Annotated in this window: 19 protein-coding genes; 12 read left to right on the top strand and 7 right to left on the bottom strand. The window is 41.0% G+C overall.

Annotated elements, in window-relative coordinates:
• Positions 1–99: 99 nt before the first annotated feature.
• Together FBF83_RS14740 and FBF83_RS14745 are read left to right on the top strand one after the other, a co-directional pair.
• Complete coding sequence (locus FBF83_RS14740; protein ID WP_136947926.1) at positions 100–1,440, top strand: sodium-dependent transporter; 1,341 nt, start codon at positions 100–102, stop codon at positions 1,438–1,440.
• A 414-nt stretch (positions 1,441–1,854) separates the two neighbouring features.
• Positions 1,855–2,679 carry an alpha/beta fold hydrolase gene (locus FBF83_RS14745; protein ID WP_136947927.1) on the top strand — a complete coding sequence of 275 codons (825 nt, stop codon included), beginning with the start codon at positions 1,855–1,857 and terminating at the stop codon, positions 2,677–2,679.
• 26 nt (positions 2,680–2,705) lie between these two features.
• Here FBF83_RS14745 and FBF83_RS14750 read toward each other — a convergent pair whose 3' ends face one another.
• The gene (locus tag FBF83_RS14750) at positions 2,706–3,035 is read right to left on the bottom strand and encodes a hypothetical protein (RefSeq protein WP_136947928.1); all 330 of its coding nucleotides are present in this window, start codon (positions 3,033–3,035) and stop codon (positions 2,706–2,708) included.
• Positions 3,036–3,605: 570 nt separating this feature from the next.
• Here FBF83_RS14750 and FBF83_RS14755 point away from each other — a divergent pair.
• The 6 genes from FBF83_RS14755 (at position 3,606) to modB (ending at position 8,778) form a co-directional block, all read left to right on the top strand.
• Positions 3,606–4,325 carry a cell wall-active antibiotics response protein gene (locus FBF83_RS14755; protein WP_136947929.1) on the top strand — a complete coding sequence of 240 codons (720 nt, stop codon included), beginning with the start codon at positions 3,606–3,608 and terminating at the stop codon, positions 4,323–4,325.
• Between the two features lie 16 nt (positions 4,326–4,341).
• The gene (locus FBF83_RS14760; protein WP_136947930.1) at positions 4,342–5,382 is read left to right on the top strand and encodes a sensor histidine kinase; all 1,041 of its coding nucleotides are present in this window, start codon (positions 4,342–4,344) and stop codon (positions 5,380–5,382) included.
• The gene (locus FBF83_RS14765) at positions 5,372–6,013 is read left to right on the top strand and encodes a response regulator (RefSeq protein WP_136947931.1); all 642 of its coding nucleotides are present in this window, start codon (positions 5,372–5,374) and stop codon (positions 6,011–6,013) included. Before FBF83_RS14760 ends, FBF83_RS14765 begins: the two co-directional genes overlap by 11 nt.
• A gap of 87 nt (positions 6,014–6,100) precedes the next feature.
• Positions 6,101–6,985 (top strand): vanadium-dependent haloperoxidase, encoded by an 885-nt coding sequence (locus FBF83_RS14770; RefSeq protein ID WP_136947932.1) that lies wholly within the window; start codon positions 6,101–6,103, stop codon positions 6,983–6,985.
• A 374-nt stretch (positions 6,986–7,359) separates the two neighbouring features.
• Positions 7,360–8,112 carry a molybdate ABC transporter substrate-binding protein gene (gene modA, locus FBF83_RS14775; RefSeq protein WP_136947933.1) on the top strand — a complete coding sequence of 251 codons (753 nt, stop codon included), beginning with the start codon at positions 7,360–7,362 and terminating at the stop codon, positions 8,110–8,112.
• A gap of 6 nt (positions 8,113–8,118) precedes the next feature.
• Complete coding sequence (gene modB / locus FBF83_RS14780) at positions 8,119–8,778, top strand: molybdate ABC transporter permease subunit (protein WP_136947934.1); 660 nt, start codon at positions 8,119–8,121, stop codon at positions 8,776–8,778.
• 26 nt (positions 8,779–8,804) lie between these two features.
• Here modB and FBF83_RS14785 read toward each other — a convergent pair whose 3' ends face one another.
• A complete protein-coding gene (locus FBF83_RS14785; RefSeq protein WP_136947935.1) occupies positions 8,805–9,515 on the bottom strand; it encodes a hypothetical protein in 711 nt (236 codons plus the stop codon).
• A gap of 174 nt (positions 9,516–9,689) precedes the next feature.
• Between FBF83_RS14785 and FBF83_RS14790 the strand changes: the two genes are divergently transcribed.
• Together FBF83_RS14790 and FBF83_RS14795 are read left to right on the top strand one after the other, a co-directional pair.
• A complete protein-coding gene (locus FBF83_RS14790) occupies positions 9,690–10,274 on the top strand; it encodes a YiiX/YebB-like N1pC/P60 family cysteine hydrolase (protein WP_136947936.1) in 585 nt (194 codons plus the stop codon).
• Positions 10,275–10,376: 102 nt separating this feature from the next.
• The gene (locus FBF83_RS14795) at positions 10,377–11,765 is read left to right on the top strand and encodes an N-acetylmuramoyl-L-alanine amidase (RefSeq protein WP_136947937.1); all 1,389 of its coding nucleotides are present in this window, start codon (positions 10,377–10,379) and stop codon (positions 11,763–11,765) included.
• Between the two features lie 61 nt (positions 11,766–11,826).
• Here the strand turns inward: FBF83_RS14795 and FBF83_RS14800 are convergent, their stop codons facing one another.
• Both FBF83_RS14800 and FBF83_RS14805 read right to left on the bottom strand, forming a co-directional pair.
• Positions 11,827–12,423 carry a sulfite oxidase-like oxidoreductase gene (locus FBF83_RS14800; RefSeq protein WP_136947938.1) on the bottom strand — a complete coding sequence of 199 codons (597 nt, stop codon included), beginning with the start codon at positions 12,421–12,423 and terminating at the stop codon, positions 11,827–11,829.
• 301 nt (positions 12,424–12,724) lie between these two features.
• Complete coding sequence (locus tag FBF83_RS14805) at positions 12,725–14,047, bottom strand: Na+/H+ antiporter family protein (RefSeq protein WP_136947939.1); 1,323 nt, start codon at positions 14,045–14,047, stop codon at positions 12,725–12,727.
• A 315-nt stretch (positions 14,048–14,362) separates the two neighbouring features.
• Between FBF83_RS14805 and FBF83_RS14810 the strand changes: the two genes are divergently transcribed.
• Together FBF83_RS14810 and FBF83_RS14815 are read left to right on the top strand one after the other, a co-directional pair.
• A complete protein-coding gene (locus FBF83_RS14810) occupies positions 14,363–14,845 on the top strand; it encodes a divergent PAP2 family protein (protein WP_048312029.1) in 483 nt (160 codons plus the stop codon).
• Positions 14,846–14,859: 14 nt separating this feature from the next.
• Complete coding sequence (locus tag FBF83_RS14815) at positions 14,860–15,663, top strand: cobalamin-binding protein (protein ID WP_136947940.1); 804 nt, start codon at positions 14,860–14,862, stop codon at positions 15,661–15,663.
• Positions 15,664–15,738: 75 nt separating this feature from the next.
• On the opposite strand, the gene FBF83_RS14820 is transcribed toward FBF83_RS14815, so the two are convergent.
• The 3 genes from FBF83_RS14820 to FBF83_RS20970 form a co-directional block, all read right to left on the bottom strand.
• Complete coding sequence (locus FBF83_RS14820) at positions 15,739–16,323, bottom strand: 3D domain-containing protein (protein ID WP_240688124.1); 585 nt, start codon at positions 16,321–16,323, stop codon at positions 15,739–15,741.
• Between the two features lie 193 nt (positions 16,324–16,516).
• A complete protein-coding gene (locus tag FBF83_RS14825) occupies positions 16,517–16,834 on the bottom strand; it encodes a YuiB family protein (protein WP_136947942.1) in 318 nt (105 codons plus the stop codon).
• Between the two features lie 117 nt (positions 16,835–16,951).
• Complete coding sequence (locus FBF83_RS20970) at positions 16,952–17,080, bottom strand: YuiA family protein (protein ID WP_161797390.1); 129 nt, start codon at positions 17,078–17,080, stop codon at positions 16,952–16,954.
• Positions 17,081–17,125: the final 45 nt, after the last annotated feature.

The following is a 17,125-nucleotide window of genomic DNA, read 5'->3' on the forward strand; positions in this document are numbered from 1 at the left end:
AGTGGTAAATAAATACAAGAATATTTGATATTGACTGAATACTTCCCGCTCGCTATAGTGATAAAATGCATAAGGACTTATTACATATGAGGTGACAATATGAAATCAAATGATCAATGGTCGTCCAAGTTCGGATTTGTACTCGCATCAGCAGGATCCGCTATTGGACTTGGAGCACTTTGGAAATTCCCATATATGGCTGGCACAAACGGTGGAGGCGCGTTTTTCCTTGTTTTTCTTCTTTTCACTTTTGCTGTTGGTGCACCCATGTTGCTTGCTGAATTTGTAGTCGGTCGACATTCACAACAAAATGCGGTCTCTTCTTATGAATCCATTTCAGGAAACCCCAAATGGAAGTGGTTAGGCTACCTCGGAGTGACGGCTTCCTTTATCATCCTCTCCTTCTATAGTGTCATCGGAGGATGGGTCATCACTTATTTGCTTAGAAGCTTTTCTGGTTCCTTAACAGGACTTCCTAACAGCAGATATGAGCAATTATTCGGTGAGATTATCGGTAGCCCTTCTACCTCATTGATTACACAGGCAGCTTTTCTAGCGATAACAATCGCGATCGTACAATTCGGAGTCCAGAAAGGGATTGAAACAGCAAGTCGCTATATGATGCCAGCACTCTTTGTGCTTTTCTTAGTACTTGTTGCTCGTTCCCTTTCACTTGATGGCGCAATGGAAGGTGTCGCATTCTTCTTACAGCCAGATCTAACAAAGCTTACAGCTGAAGGCGTCCTCGATGCACTTGGACAATCATTCTTTGCACTCAGCGTCGGAATCTCATTGATGGTTACGTACAGCTCTTATCTTGATAAGAACGCTGATCTAACAGGGTCTGTTATTTCAGTCGTTTCTCTGAACGTGTTTATTTCGTTTCTTGCTGGGCTCGCGATCTTCCCTGCCGTCTTTGCATTTGGATTTGAGCCTTCAGGAGGAGCAGGACTAATCTTCACGGTACTGCCAGCTGTTTTTAACAAGATGGCATTTGGAGGCCTGTTCTTTACAATCTTTATGGCACTCTTGCTGTTCGCAACCTTAACGTCTGCTTTTTCACTTTTGGAAATCATTGTTTCGACTGTCACACGGGGCAAAGGTAATCGTAAGAAAGTCTCCTGGATCGCTGGATTTCTTGTCTTTTTGCTAGGTATTCCTTCTGCTTTATCTTTCGGAGTACTAGCAGATGTATCGATCTTTGGAAGATCGATCTTTGATGCGATGGACTTTCTTGCAAGTAACCTGTTGATGCCGGTTGGTGCTCTACTCATCTCAATTTTCGTGTCACGAACGATGAAACGAGAGATCCTTTCAAGTGAAGTGATGATGTCATCAAAAATTGGTCGAGTGATTTTCCCAATCTGGTATGGCTTAATTCGCTACATCGTTCCAGCTGCTATCCTGATTGTTTTAATCACGTCATTACTTGCTTATTAGTAAAAGAACTTTAATAAAAAACACCACGCTTCGCTAATTGGAGCGGAAGGATGCTCGACTCCTGCGGGACTAGCGGGACAGGTGAGACCCCACAGGAGCGTTAGCGACGAGGAGGCTCACCGCCCGCCCCGCGGAAAGCGAGCATCTTGGAGTGGAAATTAACCCACTCTTATAGCAACAATATATACGAAAAAAGCATTTTTATAAAAAAGGTATATTCTTCTCAAACTTTGGGAATAACAGAAGTAGTAAGCTATCTATATTCCCCCTTTTGATAGACGAGGCAAATGCCTCGTCTTTTTTTTTGTTCATTTAGCATCATTGGACGTAATCATCCCAACAGCCTTCTAGTCGGATAATCTTCTTGAATTTAAGCCAAACTTTAGATAGACGATTAGAGAGGAGCGATTATTTGTGTTTGCCCACATGAAGAGAAAGATTGGCAATGTTACGCTTTCATATGAGTATTACAAGCACCCGAACATAAGCGCTCCAACACTTGTCTTTATTCACGGCTTTCTTTCGTCATCTTTTAGTTTCCGTAAGCTACTTCCGCTCCTACATAAAGAGTACAATCTCTTGTGTTTCGATTTACCTGGATTTGGTGAAAGTGAGAAAAGTTGCGATATCCACTATTCCCTTCATGAATATGCCGTTCTTACAAATACACTGCTTGAAGAAATGAGTATTGATAAAGCCGTTCTAGTTGGTCACTCGATGGGAGGTCAAATTGCACTCCGTACGTGTATTCAACATCCTGAACGAATTGAAAAGCTAATATTATTATGTAGCTCAAGTTATATTAAATCGTCTTCCCCAGGTCTCAGACTATGCTCTTATCTTCCCTTCTTTCCTTATTGTTTGAGCATTTCAATGAGTGCAATTAACCTGCAGAAAAATTTCGAGCATTTGGTTTATGACGAAACGCTTTTAACAAAGAAAATTATTGATGGATATACAACAGCCTTTAATGAGAAAGGCTTCTATTTAGCTCTTAGCCGACTCATTCGAGAGCGAGAAGAAGACTTATCGACAAAGGCACTGAACAAAATTAATTTCCCAACTTTATTAATATGGGGAAGTGACGATCGGCTCGTTCCGCTCCGAGTTGGTGAGCGAATGAAAAAAGATCTGCCCGATGCAGATCTTCTTGTTTTCTCTCATACCGGCCATCTGATTCCAGAAGAAAGACCTGAGGAGACGACGAAAGCTATTCGCGACTTCCTTTCTAAACCATAACAAAACCGCTCTTATATAGGAGCGGTTTATTTGTTGGCCACCAGTTGCGTCTCTTCTTTCAAGAGGATGCTAAAGAATCCGGATATCACAAGAAAAGCTGCTGGTATGATATAGAAAATAGATAAAAAAATAATCCCGCCTGCTGCTGATACAAGTAAACTGAAACCTCCAACAATCGGTTTTGCTTTCATTAGATAACAGCCTACTATTGCAACAACTGGAAAGATAAAAGCAGTTAGAAACGATATATCTCTGACCTGTATTAGAGGTACCACATTAAACCGGGAGAGCACTGCTGCGACGATGCCTAGAACACATCCTGCAAGAGCCAGTTTAAACATGCGTTTTTGTTTCATTCTATTCCCTCTCTCATTAAAAAACCTTACTCACTATACTTTATTCGATTTCATTTACCTTTCATCCTTCTAATATTAGAGACTTTCCACTAATCTTCTACATTCTAACATGAAAAATCAGTCTCAAGACGGAGAAAAAATCAATCTTAAACTACATTTCATCTTTCTATAATTCAATTATGCTAATAGTATCATGTTGCTATAAAAGTAGTGGTTGATTTCCGCTCCAGGATGCTCGCTTTCCGCGGGGCGGGCGCTGAGCCTCCTCGGCGCACAAGACCATTGCGCCTGTGGGGTCTCACCTGTCCCGCTAGTCCCGCAGGAGTCGAGCATCCTTCCGCTCCAATCAGCCAAGCGTGGTTCTTAATACAAAATTCTTTTAAAAGTAAAAATGTAGTGAAGACGTTTTTTAAAACTTGTTGTATCTAAATGAGGCTTTCAATAAAGAAATTCATCCATGCCGCATATAGAAAGTAAGTAGTTTTACCACATGATTCCTATATAAGAGCAGGATTAATAATTATTACTGTCTAATATGTTTCTAGAGACAGAATGAATTGAGGAGATTTTATGAAACACTTTCACACCGGACAATTCCTTGCTGCTACGTCATTTGTAGCCCTCGGTATTTTTCTTCTTCTTATAAATATCGGCATTATTTCCATGGAAATGACGGAAGCTATTGTCTTTTTTTATCCTTTCTTGTTGGTTTTACTCGGAGGAAAGTATATTGCAGACGCTATTATTCCTTCAACAGTACGAAAGAAGTTGTCCACTGGAATCCTACTCCTAACACTTGGTCTTCTCCTCGTTATGGATCGTTTTCACATCATTAGCTTTAGTCTATGGAGCATCTGGAAACTCTGGCCACTTCTATTTGTGCTGATTGGAATTAAATTACTCGGGAAATTTCGAAATAACCAAGGATTCAGTCTCGTCCGTTCTCATTCTTATAAAGAAACGAACTGGAAAGTAGAATCCATTCATGACTGGAGCTTTGTTTGTGATTATGATTTTGACTTCTCCACAACCTTTATCCCAGAGGAAGAAACGATTATTAACCTATCAGGCTTTGTAGGTGACATTTCTATTCTCATTCCAGAGGATATCCCTTTCAAAGTTGAAGGGAGTGCTCATGTGCTTTCAGCGAAGATTGATAAACACAGCCAAGATACAGTGGGACGAGGTCACATCATTAATTACGAATCAGTTGATTTTGAAGATTCACTACAGCGGCTAGTTTTTCAATTAGACTTTTCGGTGCTTGATATAAGAGTGGATCGGATTTAAAGGAGGATACATAAGTTTGAAAAGTTTAACGTTACGATGGAAATTTCTCAAATCCACTCTTTATCTCTCAGTATTTGCCGGCCTGATCTTTTTCTTATTTGTTCAGATTTGGCTCTTCTTCTTCCCTATTTCAAAGTTAATACTTAGTCTAGTGTTCCCAATTATCATTATGATCATTGTTCTGATGGCAGGAAGTTATTTCAGCTATAAAGACACAAGCTCAATTAAAGATCGACTCGAAGATCTTTCGATGCACATTAGAATTCTATCAAAGGGAAAATTCTCAGAACGAGTTGAAATGGTGGAGCTAGACGAGATTGGAAGCATTAGTGAAGAATTAAATGAACTTGGTGAGAAACTGCAGAATCAAGTAACCTCCTTACAAAATCTTGCCAATCAAAAGGCTGATTTAGCCGACAAGGCTAGAGGGGCAGCAATTATTGAAGAGCGACAAAGGCTGGCACGCGACCTCCATGATGCGGTAAGTCAGCAGCTTTTTGCGTTGAATATGATGTCCTCTGCTGCCCTTAAGGTAATGGATAGAGATATGGAAACAGCTAAAACACAGATGATTGATGTAGCGGATCTTGCAAGCAAGGCTCAAGTCGAGATGCGAGCGCTTCTTCTCCACTTAAGACCCGTACAACTTTCAGATGATACATTAGGCGATGGAATTCAAAAGCTCGTTGAGGAATTACAAAAGAAATCAGGAGTAGACTTCCACCTCTTATTGGATCAGCTTCCTGAACTGTCGAAAGGGATTGAAGATAATTTATTTAGGATTGTGCAGGAAAGCCTTGGTAATGCACTAAGACATGCTAATGCATCTGATATTCACATAACAGGTAAACTGAAAAACAATCAATTGCTCCTGCAAATTAAAGATAATGGTACAGGATTCACGATCGAGCACGATCGAAAAGGTGCATATGGGCTCGGCTCTATGCAAGAACGCTGTGATGAGATAGGAAGTCAGTTGCGCATCGTCTCACGAATAGAAGAAGGAACATTGGTCGAAGTTCGCGTTCCATTGGAGGATTCAAAACATGACAAATGATATTAATGTAATGATCGTAGATGACCATGACATGGTCAGAAAAGGGTTGAAAGCCTATTTGTTAACCGAGCCAGATTTTCTTATCACAGGTGAAGCTAGGAATGGAAAGGAAGCAGTTTCAATTGCTAACGATCTAAAACCTGACGTTATCTTAATGGACTTGATTATGCCAGAGATGACCGGAATTGAAGCTACACGAGAAATCATGGCAAACCATCCCTCTATCAAGATTATCATCATTACGAGCTTTTATGATGATGAACAGGTTTTCCCTGCGATTGAAGCTGGTGCATTCAGCTACCTTCTTAAAACAGCTTCTGCAGACGAAATCATCTCCACTATACGTAAAGCAGTTCTAGAAGAAAGCGTGATAGAACAAAAAGTGGCTCAACGAATGATGAACCAACTTCGTACGAAACAAAAGTCCGCTCTACATGATGGGTTAACAAAAAGAGAAAAAGAAGTTCTTCTACTTATTGGCCAGGGCAAGACGAATAGCCAGATTGCAGAAGAACTATTTATCGGTTTAAAGACAGTTAAAACTCATGTTTCCAACATTCTAGGTAAGCTTGATGTACAAGATCGTACCCAGGCTGCGGTTTACGCTATACGTAATGGGTTAGCACACTAAGTCATTAGCTGTAGCCCTCCATTTTGGCACCTCTTCCCTCTAGGTCGCATTTACTATAGGAAGTAGTGATTTAAGGAGGAATAAGCGATGACAGATAGGTATGAAAAGTGGTCAGAGCTTCCTTACGCAGGCGAAAGCAAGCCCCCTCATAATCCAGAAGAACCTTATGCAGGATCGTGGCCGAATTATTATATCCGCAACAAGCCACTCGGGCGCTTTGAGACGCTTAATGGAAGACCGATTCGCTTAGCAATCAAGCATCCTTCAACAATTGATTGGGATGCTGAACAAGAGAAAGTAGTGGAAACGTTAAAACACATTACCCCCCATCAAGTAACGTTAGCTGAATATTGGGGAACTGGGGTAGCAAGCAAACAATGGACGCCAATCATTGATAAGTTAATTGATAACTACGGTGTAACAGCTGCTCGAGCAGCTCGAATCATCGCTTGTGTTTCAGCAGGAATGAACGATGCTTTTACAACTGCCTGGTACTTAAAATACAGATGGGACGTGGCTCGACCTAACCAACTTGACCATGAGCTTGCTACCATTGTCTGTACACCGAGGCATCCGACATACCCATCAGGACATGCTACGGTAGCAGGAGTGACAGCAGAAATCTTATCTTACTTCTTCCCAACTGAAAGAAAACGTCTTTTCGAACTTGCTGAAGAATGCTCAGACTCTAGACTCTACGGTGGCGTTCACTTCCCGATTGATAACTCAGAGGGACTTCGACTTGGGAAGCAAATTGGTTCGATCGTCGTATCCGAAATCAGTAGAGAAGAAAATAGTCGTGGTCAAATGATTGACACACCTTATCGTGAAGAACGCCATGTAAAATTAACTCCTCCACCTTATAAGCAGGTAATTGACCATAAGTTTGAAAACAAGTGTAGTTCAAAGATCGAGCACCCAATATGCAAAAACAATGCGCTTCTTTCAAAACCAAAGTTATTTTATAAGTAGGCTCTTTTCGTATACTTTGTTGCTATAAGAGTGAGGGATTTCCGCTCCAGGATGCTCGCTTTCCGCGGGGCGGGCGGTGAGCCTCCTCGTCGCTTACGCTCCTTTGGGGTCTCACCTGTCCCGCTAATCCCGCAGGAGTCGAGCACCCTTCCGCTACAATCAACTAAGTGAAATTCTTTATAGAAAAATCTTTAAAAAGCAACAATCTTTTAGAAAAGAGTCTTTAGAAAAGAAGCTAATATTAGATCGAATAGAAGGGTTCGTTTCCAACACATAGTTTGGGAAATGAACCTTTTTTTAGGCATTCATTCCGTGCAAAAATCTCATTCTCCGTTATAATAGATGGAAGATTAGATTATGAAAGGACCTTACATATGAGGCATTTGCTAACACTCTTTCTTCTCCTTATCGTTATTTCCGGTTGCGGGACAAATGAAGCGAAACAGACAACGCTAACAGTTGCTGCAGCTTCAAGCTTGAGTGATGCTATGAAGGAACTGAGTGCAAAATACGAAGAAGAACACCCTGATACAGACATTACGCTTAATCTTGCTTCTTCTGGTGTTCTAGCCAATCAAATCAAGCAGGGTGCTCCAATCGATGTCTTTCTATCAGCTTCAGAGGACCATTTTACAGAGTTAGTAAAAGATGATTTGATTGAGCCAGAGCTACATACGAACTTATTAAGCAATAAGCTTGTTCTTATTACGAATGAACCGACATCGGTCACAGGATGGGATGACTTACTCTCAAACAGCATAGGCCGAATAGCTATTGGAACACCTGAAACCGTTCCAGCGGGAGCTTATGCGAAAGAAGCACTAGAATCAATGAAAATGATAGACAAGCTACATGATCAACTCATATTCGGAAAAGACGTTCGTCAGGTGCTTACCTATGTCGAAACAGGCAATGCTGATGCTGGTATCGTGTATAAAACGGATTATTTAACATCTAACAAAGTGAGTCTTGTAGCAGAAGCTCCTCTCGACACTTACTCATCGATTACTTACCCGGCAGGTGTTGTAGAAGATGGACGAGAAGAAGCCCAATCTTTCTTCACTTTTCTACAAAGCGAACAGGCTATGACTATTTTTAAGAAATATGGATTTCAAGGAAAGAAGTGAGAACCGATGGCTAACTTTCTTGATCCCATCTGGATTTCACTGAAAATCTCACTTGTAGCAAGTGTTATTGTGACAGTTCTTGGGATCTCCGTCAGCAGAATGATGGCTGGGAGAACTTTTAGAGGAAAAAGCATTGTTGATACGATTATTATGCTCCCGCTCGTTCTCCCTCCTTCCGTGGTGGGTTTCATTCTACTTGTCATGTTCGGAGCCTCGAGTCCTATCGGACAATGGATTGAAGCGACCTTCCACCACCCCCTTGTCTTTACATGGCAGGCTGGCGTTATAGCAGCTAGCGTCGTTGCCTTTCCACTTATGTACCAATCAGCAAAGGTTGGGTTTGAATCGGTAGATCGGGATATTGAAGATGCAGCACGTGTCGATGGTGCAGGAAGATGGATGGTGCTTCAAAAGGTTTCGATCCCACTTGCTTCTAACGCGTTACTATCTGGCATTATCCTAAGTTTTGCCCGGGCACTCGGAGAATTCGGAGCGACGTTAATGTTCGCTGGAAATCTTCCTGGTAAAACACAAACCATGCCTACAGCCATTTACGTTGCAATTGACTCAGGCCAAATGACGCTCGCCTGGTCGTGGGTGGTCGTCACGATCCTAATTTCTACCATAATGCTTCTCCTCTCCTACCGCATTGCCGTTAGAACATGAAAAAACTCGCATACTATGCGAGTTTTCTATTCTTCCTTCTCTTCATCGTCTGATTGAATGGAAGGCGGATAATTTTCTTTCTTTAAATAAATTTTATCGATTATTTGATTCTCTCCGCTATCTTCTCCATATATCGTGACATCAGAAAAGCCATCAATTAAATAAATCGTAACTGGTTTTTCGAATGGATTAGAACCTTTCCTCAATTCTTCAACCTCAAAACCAAGACTTGCAAGAAGAAGTCGATTGTCGTCTAGATAGTGTAGTGCTTCAGGGAAATAGGTCATCGAAATTGCAATATTATTCTTAAAAGTTACTTCACCATTCTCAAAAGTCATTTTCATAGGATCCTTTTCATGAGGATCAATCTCCTTTGGAAAGTTTGATAGGAACTCTTCTCTTGATAATCCTAGTAACTCTTTTGCATTAACAATTAGCTCAATTGAGGCTGGATCAAAATCAATTTCTTCCTCAATACGCGCTTGCTCTTCTTTCATTTCAACAGGTGCTTCATCTTCATTTTTTTGATTGTCAGATATAGCTTCATTCCCATTACCAGTCACTTTATCCGGTTCAGGACTCATAAAAGAAGGCATGCCCCAAACAGCTATGTACAAAGCAAGCCATAAAATCGCAAAGATTGCAGCTCTTTTTCTTGTCGAACCAATAAAAGGTTTAATAACATTTGCAGCCATGATAAGAAAAGCAAGTAAAACAATAAATTCAAAAAAGTCCATTACAATTCACCTCACTTCTTACTATAGATCCAATCATTCAGAAAGCACAACAGTTTATTTAAACTGAAACTAATTTACCTTTTTTCTTTTTTTACTAGTTATTTACAATTTCAAAAAAGGATAAAAGAGTTAAGTATCTAACTAGAAAGGTAGACTGAACTTAAGGAGGTAACAATGTCTACTGACCGATTTAAAGATTTACCCATTCACAGCTACCAATCCATTCGTGGTGACATTCAAACAGGCGATCTCCTTCTTTGTAGCGGCTCTTATCCAGTAAGTAAAATCATCAAAAAAGTTTCTAAGTCTCGGTTTAGCCATGTATCTCTTATTTTCCAATGGGTAGATCGATTGATGATTCTAGAAAGTGTTGAAAGCTATGGTGTTCGCATCGTCCCGCTCTCTCATTACTTCAGTGACTATCGAAATTCTGGAAAACCATACAAGGGTAACCTCTATCTTGCAAGACATTCAGCTGTAAAGGATCTTGTACCGAACAAATTGAACGCTATGCTGAGGCGCGGAGCAGACTTAACAGGTCAACCATATGATATTGAAGAAATAGTGAAAATCCTCGCAAGCGTCGTGATCGATGATCTTACATCGATTCGAAATGATAAATATATTTGTTCAGAATTTGTTCAAGAGTGTTACAAGAAAGCGGGGCTATCTTTTCAAGACGATGGCCGGGGGTTCATATATCCTGAGCACATCTCGAAGGACCCATCTGTTAAACCACTATATGAACTCATTCCTTAAAAGCCTATTTATACCAAAAACCTCCAAATCGTTGAGTTTGTCCATGCCAATTCTCGTTTATTTAATATACTACTAGTATCCGACATAGATGGAGGGAGTATATTGAAATTAATTGTCATTGACCCTGGACACGGCGGATCTGACCCAGGTGCGACATTTAAGAGTTATAAGGAGAAAAATTTTAATTTTCTTATTTCACGTATGGTTAGAGATCGTCTTCTGTCGAAATATGATGTCAAAGTTGTTCTTACTCGAGATTCAGACAAAACGATGGAATTAAAGGAAAGAACTGACCTTGCGAATGCATTAAAACCGGATTTCTTCCTTAGCATTCACCATAACGCCTCAGGTGGGAGTGGATTTGAGAGCTATATTTACAATGGAACAATTCCGAAAGAAACAATTCAACTTCAAGCAAGGATTCACAATAAAATCGCAAGTTCGGTTCTAAAGAAATATCAAATTACAAACCGTGGTAGAAAACGGGCAAACTTCCATGTCCTACGCGAAACGAATATGAGTGCTATGCTAATCGAAGTATTGTTTGTGGATAATGCTTCTGATCTTAAACATCTCACTAATCCTGCATTTATTATGGACATGTCAACGAGCATTGCAGATGCAACAGCAGCTGCTATGAATTTACCACTTAAACCCGCTCCTCCAGAAGGTTCCTTATATAAAGTCATTGCAGGATCATTCAGTAAACGCGAATTAGCTGACGACCAGCTAAACCGTTTGATTCAAAAAGGATTCAACGCTTTTGTTGTCACAGCTGTTGTAAATAATCAAACCGTTTATCGAGTTCAGGCAGGAGCATTTAAAGAAATGGAAAATGCAGATGCACTTGTTGAAAGGTTAAACAAAGCAGGATTTGAATCATTTATACTGATAGACAAAATCACGCCACCTGAAGAACCCCCTAAGCCTGAGCCGGAGCCAGACAAAGGACACCCTATTCAAGGACCTACAATTTTAACAGCGGCTCAAATGAACGCCTATATTCGCTCAATTAACTCGAAAGCACCAAATCTTGGAGCACTCTATCTTTCTCATAGTAAACGTTACGGTATACGAGGAGATATAGCCTTGGCTCAAGCTATTCATGAAACGAACTTTTTCCGCTTTACAGGAGATGTTAAACCAGAACAAAACAACTTTGCTGGTTTAGGGGCGACTGGAGGGGGCGCTGCTGGTGCATCTTTTCCTGATGCTTCAACAGGCGTTATCGCTCATCTTCAGCATCTGTACGCCTACACTTCAACTAAACCTTTACCTGTAGGTGACAAACTAGTAGATCCACGCTTTTCACTCGTTCAAAGAGGATCTGCTACAACGTGGCAAGCATTAAACGGTAAGTGGGCTGTTCCTGGAACAACGTACGGACAACTCATTTTAAAGCACTATGAAAGAATGGTAGAATTCGCTATCGATGGATTAGAAAAGCAACAAGAAAAACTTAAATCTACTTTGGATAATCTCGAAATTTAGCTTGTTATACCAAAAACGTTCAGCTCTGAAGGCTGAACGTTTTCTTATTATATTCTGCTCATTAATCCCACGCAAATCGCTGTTCTTTCCAAGGATCACCATACATATGGTACCCATTACGTTCCCAGAATCCTTGTTGATCTTCAGATCTAAATTTAATCGCTCTTACCCATTTAGCGCTTTTCCAGAAATACAAATGCGGAATCACCATTCGTAATGGGTAACCGTGCTCAGGTGTTAACGATTCCCCATTATGCTTGTACGCCAAAAGACTCGTTTCGGCTAGAAAATCATCAAGCGGAACATTTGTCGTCCATCCCTCTTCCGCTTCTAGCATCACAAACTTCGCTTCTTTTCGAATTCCAACATGTTCTGCTATCGCACGGGTTGAAATGCCTTGCCATTCGTTATCGAACTTTGACCACCCTGTTACACAGTGGATATCGTTTTGTTGAGAGGTTTCAGGTAAGGCTAACAATTGATCAAATGTTAGAACTGTTGGACGATCAACCAATCCCCCTATTCTTAAATCCCAATTCGATAAATCTTTGTTGTAATAAGGGACATCTCCGACATGCAGGACAGGCCAGCCTGATGTAAGTTGCTGGTTTGGCGGAAGACGGTCATGGTTGTGATCCTTTACTTTACCAAAATACATACGGCACCTCTTTTCATTTCTTTACTATAGTTTACCAGACCGTTTATTCAATACAATTAGTTCCGATAGTGTGGTTGATTTCCGCTCCTGCCCGCTTTCCTTGGGGCGGGCGGTGAGCCTCCTCGTCGCTAACGCTCCTGTGGGGTCTCACCTGTCCCGCTAATCCCGCAGGAGTCGAGCACCTTCCGCTCCAATCAGCTAAGTGTGGATTTTTTATACAAAACAAAACAACAATCTTTTAGAAACGAGCCTTAATCACACAACAAAAAACACAGGGGAAGCATCCCCTGTGTTCGTTTAATTAAAAGATCATGGCTGCAATCCATCCAAATAAAATCAATGGAATATTGTAATGGAGGAACGTCGGAACAACGGTGTCCCAGATATGATTGTGCTGTCCATCAGCATTCAATCCTGAAGTTGGTCCAAGCGTACTATCAGATGCAGGCGAACCTGCGTCACCAAGAGCAGCAGCTGTTCCAACAAGCGCAATTGTCGCCATCGGACTAAAACCAAGCTCCATTGCAAGAGGTACATAAATGGCTGCGATAATCGGAATGGTTGAAAATGATGAGCCGATTCCCATCGTGATAAACAAGCCAACAATTAACATAAGCAGCGCAGCAAGAGCTTTATTATCACCAATAATGCCGGATGCTTGTGTAACAAGAGTTTGTACTTCACCTGTTTGTCTTAGTACTTCTGCAAAACCATTAGCCGCCAGCATAACAAATCCGATGAAAGCCATCATTTTCATACCTTCTGTTAAAACAGCTTCAGATTCTTTGAGACGAATACTTCCTGTTACATAGAGAACGATAATTCCTGACAGGGCTCCGAGAATCATCGACTCAGTCGGAATCTGCACGGCTAGTGTAACGATGACAGAAATGGCAGCAAACAGAATTGAGCGTCTCGAATAGACGTGTTTTTCTGGGAATTCTTCCTGAGAAATAGAAAGCTGTTTGTACGTTCTCTGACCACGGTATGAAATAAACACAGCAATCAATAGACCCACTACTAAGCCAGCTGTTGGTAGTAGCATTGCAGTTGGAATAGAAGATAATTCGATCTCCATTCCACTATCCGCCATATTCGACTGAAGAATTTCGTGAAATATTTTTCCGAAACCAGCAGGGAGTAGAATATAAGGTGCAGTCAAACCGAATGTTAGTACAGATGCAACTGCTCTACGATCGATACCAAGTTCATTCAATACTTGCAGGATCGGTGGAATAAGAATTGGAATAAATGCAATATGAACCGGAACAAGGTTTTGGGAGAAAATTGAAATTAGTAAAATGATAAATAGTATAAGAACTTTCGCTAGTCCTTTCTTACGATCGCCTCCCTGGCGATTAACCAATTTAAGTGCGCGATCAACGATTAGCTCTGGCAATCCTGTACGAGTTAGACCAACAGCAAAGCTTCCAAGTAAAGCATAACTTAATGCAACGGTGGCTCCGCCTCCGAGACCAGAACTAAATGCGGTAATCGTATCGTCAAGAGACAAACCGCCAAGTAAGCCCCCAGCAATCGCTCCTATGACAAGAGCAATAACAACATGTATGCGAAATAGGCTTAGACCTAGCATGATTAGAACAGCTATAATAACGGCATTCATAACGTAACAACCTTTCAACTAATCCTTTAGTTTGGTAAATCACTAATAAGTTAACATGTAGGAGCGAGGGTGTCAATGGAAGCACCTAATGTTGTTTTGAGTTCAGATAACTCAGCAAATTCATCGGCCAATAAAGTACAGCGCCTACACAATATGGTATAATTGACTGATAATTTATGTGGAAAATACGTACTCCATTGCGTATAAAGGGTTAAGAAGGATCTGTCCTACATAAGCTCTTACACTCGATTAAACTAGGGTAACTTAGGGTAAAGCACACAAAGGTTCAATTTAGAAAGGAAGATGTTGTCACTCATGGATATTTTGTTTAACTTCCCACTTTGGGCAGCGTTATTTGGCGTCTTCTTTGCCCAATTTCTTAAAGTACCAATTTATTTTATTGCAACAAAACAAATTAATTGGTCACTATTCAATGCTACTGGTGGTATGCCAAGTTCTCACTCTGCTGCTACAACCTCGCTTGCAACAGGCGTCGCGCTGGAATCTGGACTTGATTCTCCCGTTTTTGCAGTAGCAGCCATGTTTAGTATTATCGTAATGTTTGATTCAACAGGCGTTAGAAGACAAACTGGTGAACAGGCAATCGTACTAAACCAGCTTGTTATGAATTTCAATAGATTTGTTTCAGAAGCGAAGAACTGGCAACAAAAGCAGGAGCGCGAAAAGATCGAAGAATTAAAAGAGCTATTAGGCCATAAACCGATTGAGGTTCTGGTAGGTGGTTTACTTGGTATTATCGCAACGATCATTCTTTATTATGCCCTTCAACTTGGTTAGAAAGGAGACATTTGATGCGCATTGTTTCTCTCTGTCCTAGTAACACAGAGCTTTGTGCTTTTCTAGGAATCACAGATCAGCTTGTTGGTGTTGATGATTTCTCAGATTGGCCTGAACAAATCAAATCATTACCGCGACTCGGTCCTGATCTTTCAATAGATATGAACAAGGTAGCAGAATTGAATCCTGATCTGATCCTCGCTTCACTAAGCGTACCCGGTATGGAGAAAAATATTGAAGCCCTTGACCGTTTAGGGCTTTCTTATACGGTTTTAAACCCTAACTCACTTGACGATATTTGTAATGATATTGTTACGCTTGGTGAATTAACGAATAAACGTGAGGAAGCGACCTCCTTATCGCAGCGTTTCAGAAACGTCCTCAAAGAGTATAAAGACATCAGTGAATCGATTGAAAACAAACCCGAAATTTACTGGGAATGGTGGCCGAAGCCTATTTTTACGCCAGGCCAAACGAACTGGCTCACTGAAATCAGTGAACTCGCTGGTGCTAAGAATTGCTTCCGTGATGTTGAGCTTGCATCTGTTCAAACAGACTGGAACGATGTTGTGAACCGAAAGCCTGACCATATTTGCCTTGCATGGGTTGGCGTGAGGAAGAATAAAGTGAATCCTGCAATTGTGAAGAAACGTGAAGGATGGGAAAAGCTCAATGACTGTCCTATCCACGTTCTCGAAGAGTGGCTTTACTGTAGACCGTCTCCACGTCTTCTCACTGGACTTATTAAGCTAGCTGCCATTCTTCACCCAAATCACTATCCCACTTATGAGGGCGAGGATTCATCCCTTCTCACCTAACCACATACAACAAAACGACGGAGGTTACCTCCGTCGTTTGCTTTTTTATTATCCCATTAAGGATCCTACCTACTGTTATTCTACCTTTTTCAGAAGCTCTTGCCTGAACACCTGCATCGATTCTTCCTCATTCAATAATTGCAGCGCTTCTTCTGTTAATGTACCCTTCCCTTTTTGAATGAGGTACACATTAAGCGTCTTTTTCCCCCATTCTTTATACACATCTTGAACCGTATCGTAGTAAAGATCAATTCGATCTCCTTTTATAGCACTTCCTGTATCTGCAACAACACCAAATCCATATTCAGGTATAAACAACACACTTCCAATTGGGAAAACAGAAGTATCTGCTGCAATCGTCGAATAAAGATCTCGTTTTACTTTCACACCGGAATACGTTATGCCGTAAGCAGGATGGTCGGGCGTCTTTCCCGTTGACTCTTTTCCTGCTGTATATCCTGTTGCCGTCACCTTATGTGCAGGATACTGCGTCCAATCCTGAGATGCATCAAGATCTCGAGGCTTATCTTCCTCGCTTAATACAGCCTGATCTCGAAACATCCACTTTGTCGCCTCGTTTAGTGACACACCGGATAATAATAAATACGTTGATAACAAAGCTGCTGCAAATAGACCTGTGAAAAACAAGCCTTTTATCATCAGCACAAAAACACGCACGTTCTTCACTCCTCTCATGGTCTATTCATTTCCAGAGAACAGTGATGCTATTCATCAATTTACGAGTGGATCAAGCTCGTCTAGCTAAAAATGATTCTAGTGAACACATACTAATATGGTATCCACCAATATTTAGACAAATAAAAAAAGCTTCTGCCAGCTATTGGCGAAGCTTTTAGAACATTTGATAACCTCTAACACGAAGCATGCGTATGGCAACTCCCGCAAAAACAGCTCCTACGAGTCCTGCTGATAGGATAATCGCGTCTGCACTACCAAGTGAGAGAAGGTCAGTACCCAACGCTTTAAAGGCAGCACCTGGCATTGAGAAGTATTGGAAAAATGAAACGTTATCAATAATCATAATGACGATAATTGGATAGACAACCGCCATGATCCATGTTGATCGTAGCAGCATATTAAGTAGAAATCCGATTCCAAAGAAAAGTACTATAAATAATAGCATTGAGATAATTAGCTGTGGAATAGCCATTACTTCACCCCCGTTTAATCATTGTTAGTTTACTGGATTGTTTCCAGTTAGTCAATGAACAGGAGGTGAACGGTTCCGATAGAAAAGCTAAGCGCAACTTGCGCTTAGCTTGATGAATTATGCTTTTGCACCACTTCCCGAACAACTATCACATGTTTCTGATCCGCCTAGAAGCAGTTGAAAATACCCCTTCCCCTGGCAATAAGGACAGTCCGTTGCTTTCCCCTTATCCTGCTGTCTTCTCAATTCAACCACTCCTTTTGTTTCAATTTTCTGATAATATACCAAGAA

The organism is Guptibacillus hwajinpoensis (assembly GCF_005144865.1).
GTDB classification, from domain to species: domain Bacteria; phylum Bacillota; class Bacilli; order Bacillales; family Guptibacillaceae; genus Guptibacillus; species Guptibacillus hwajinpoensis_A.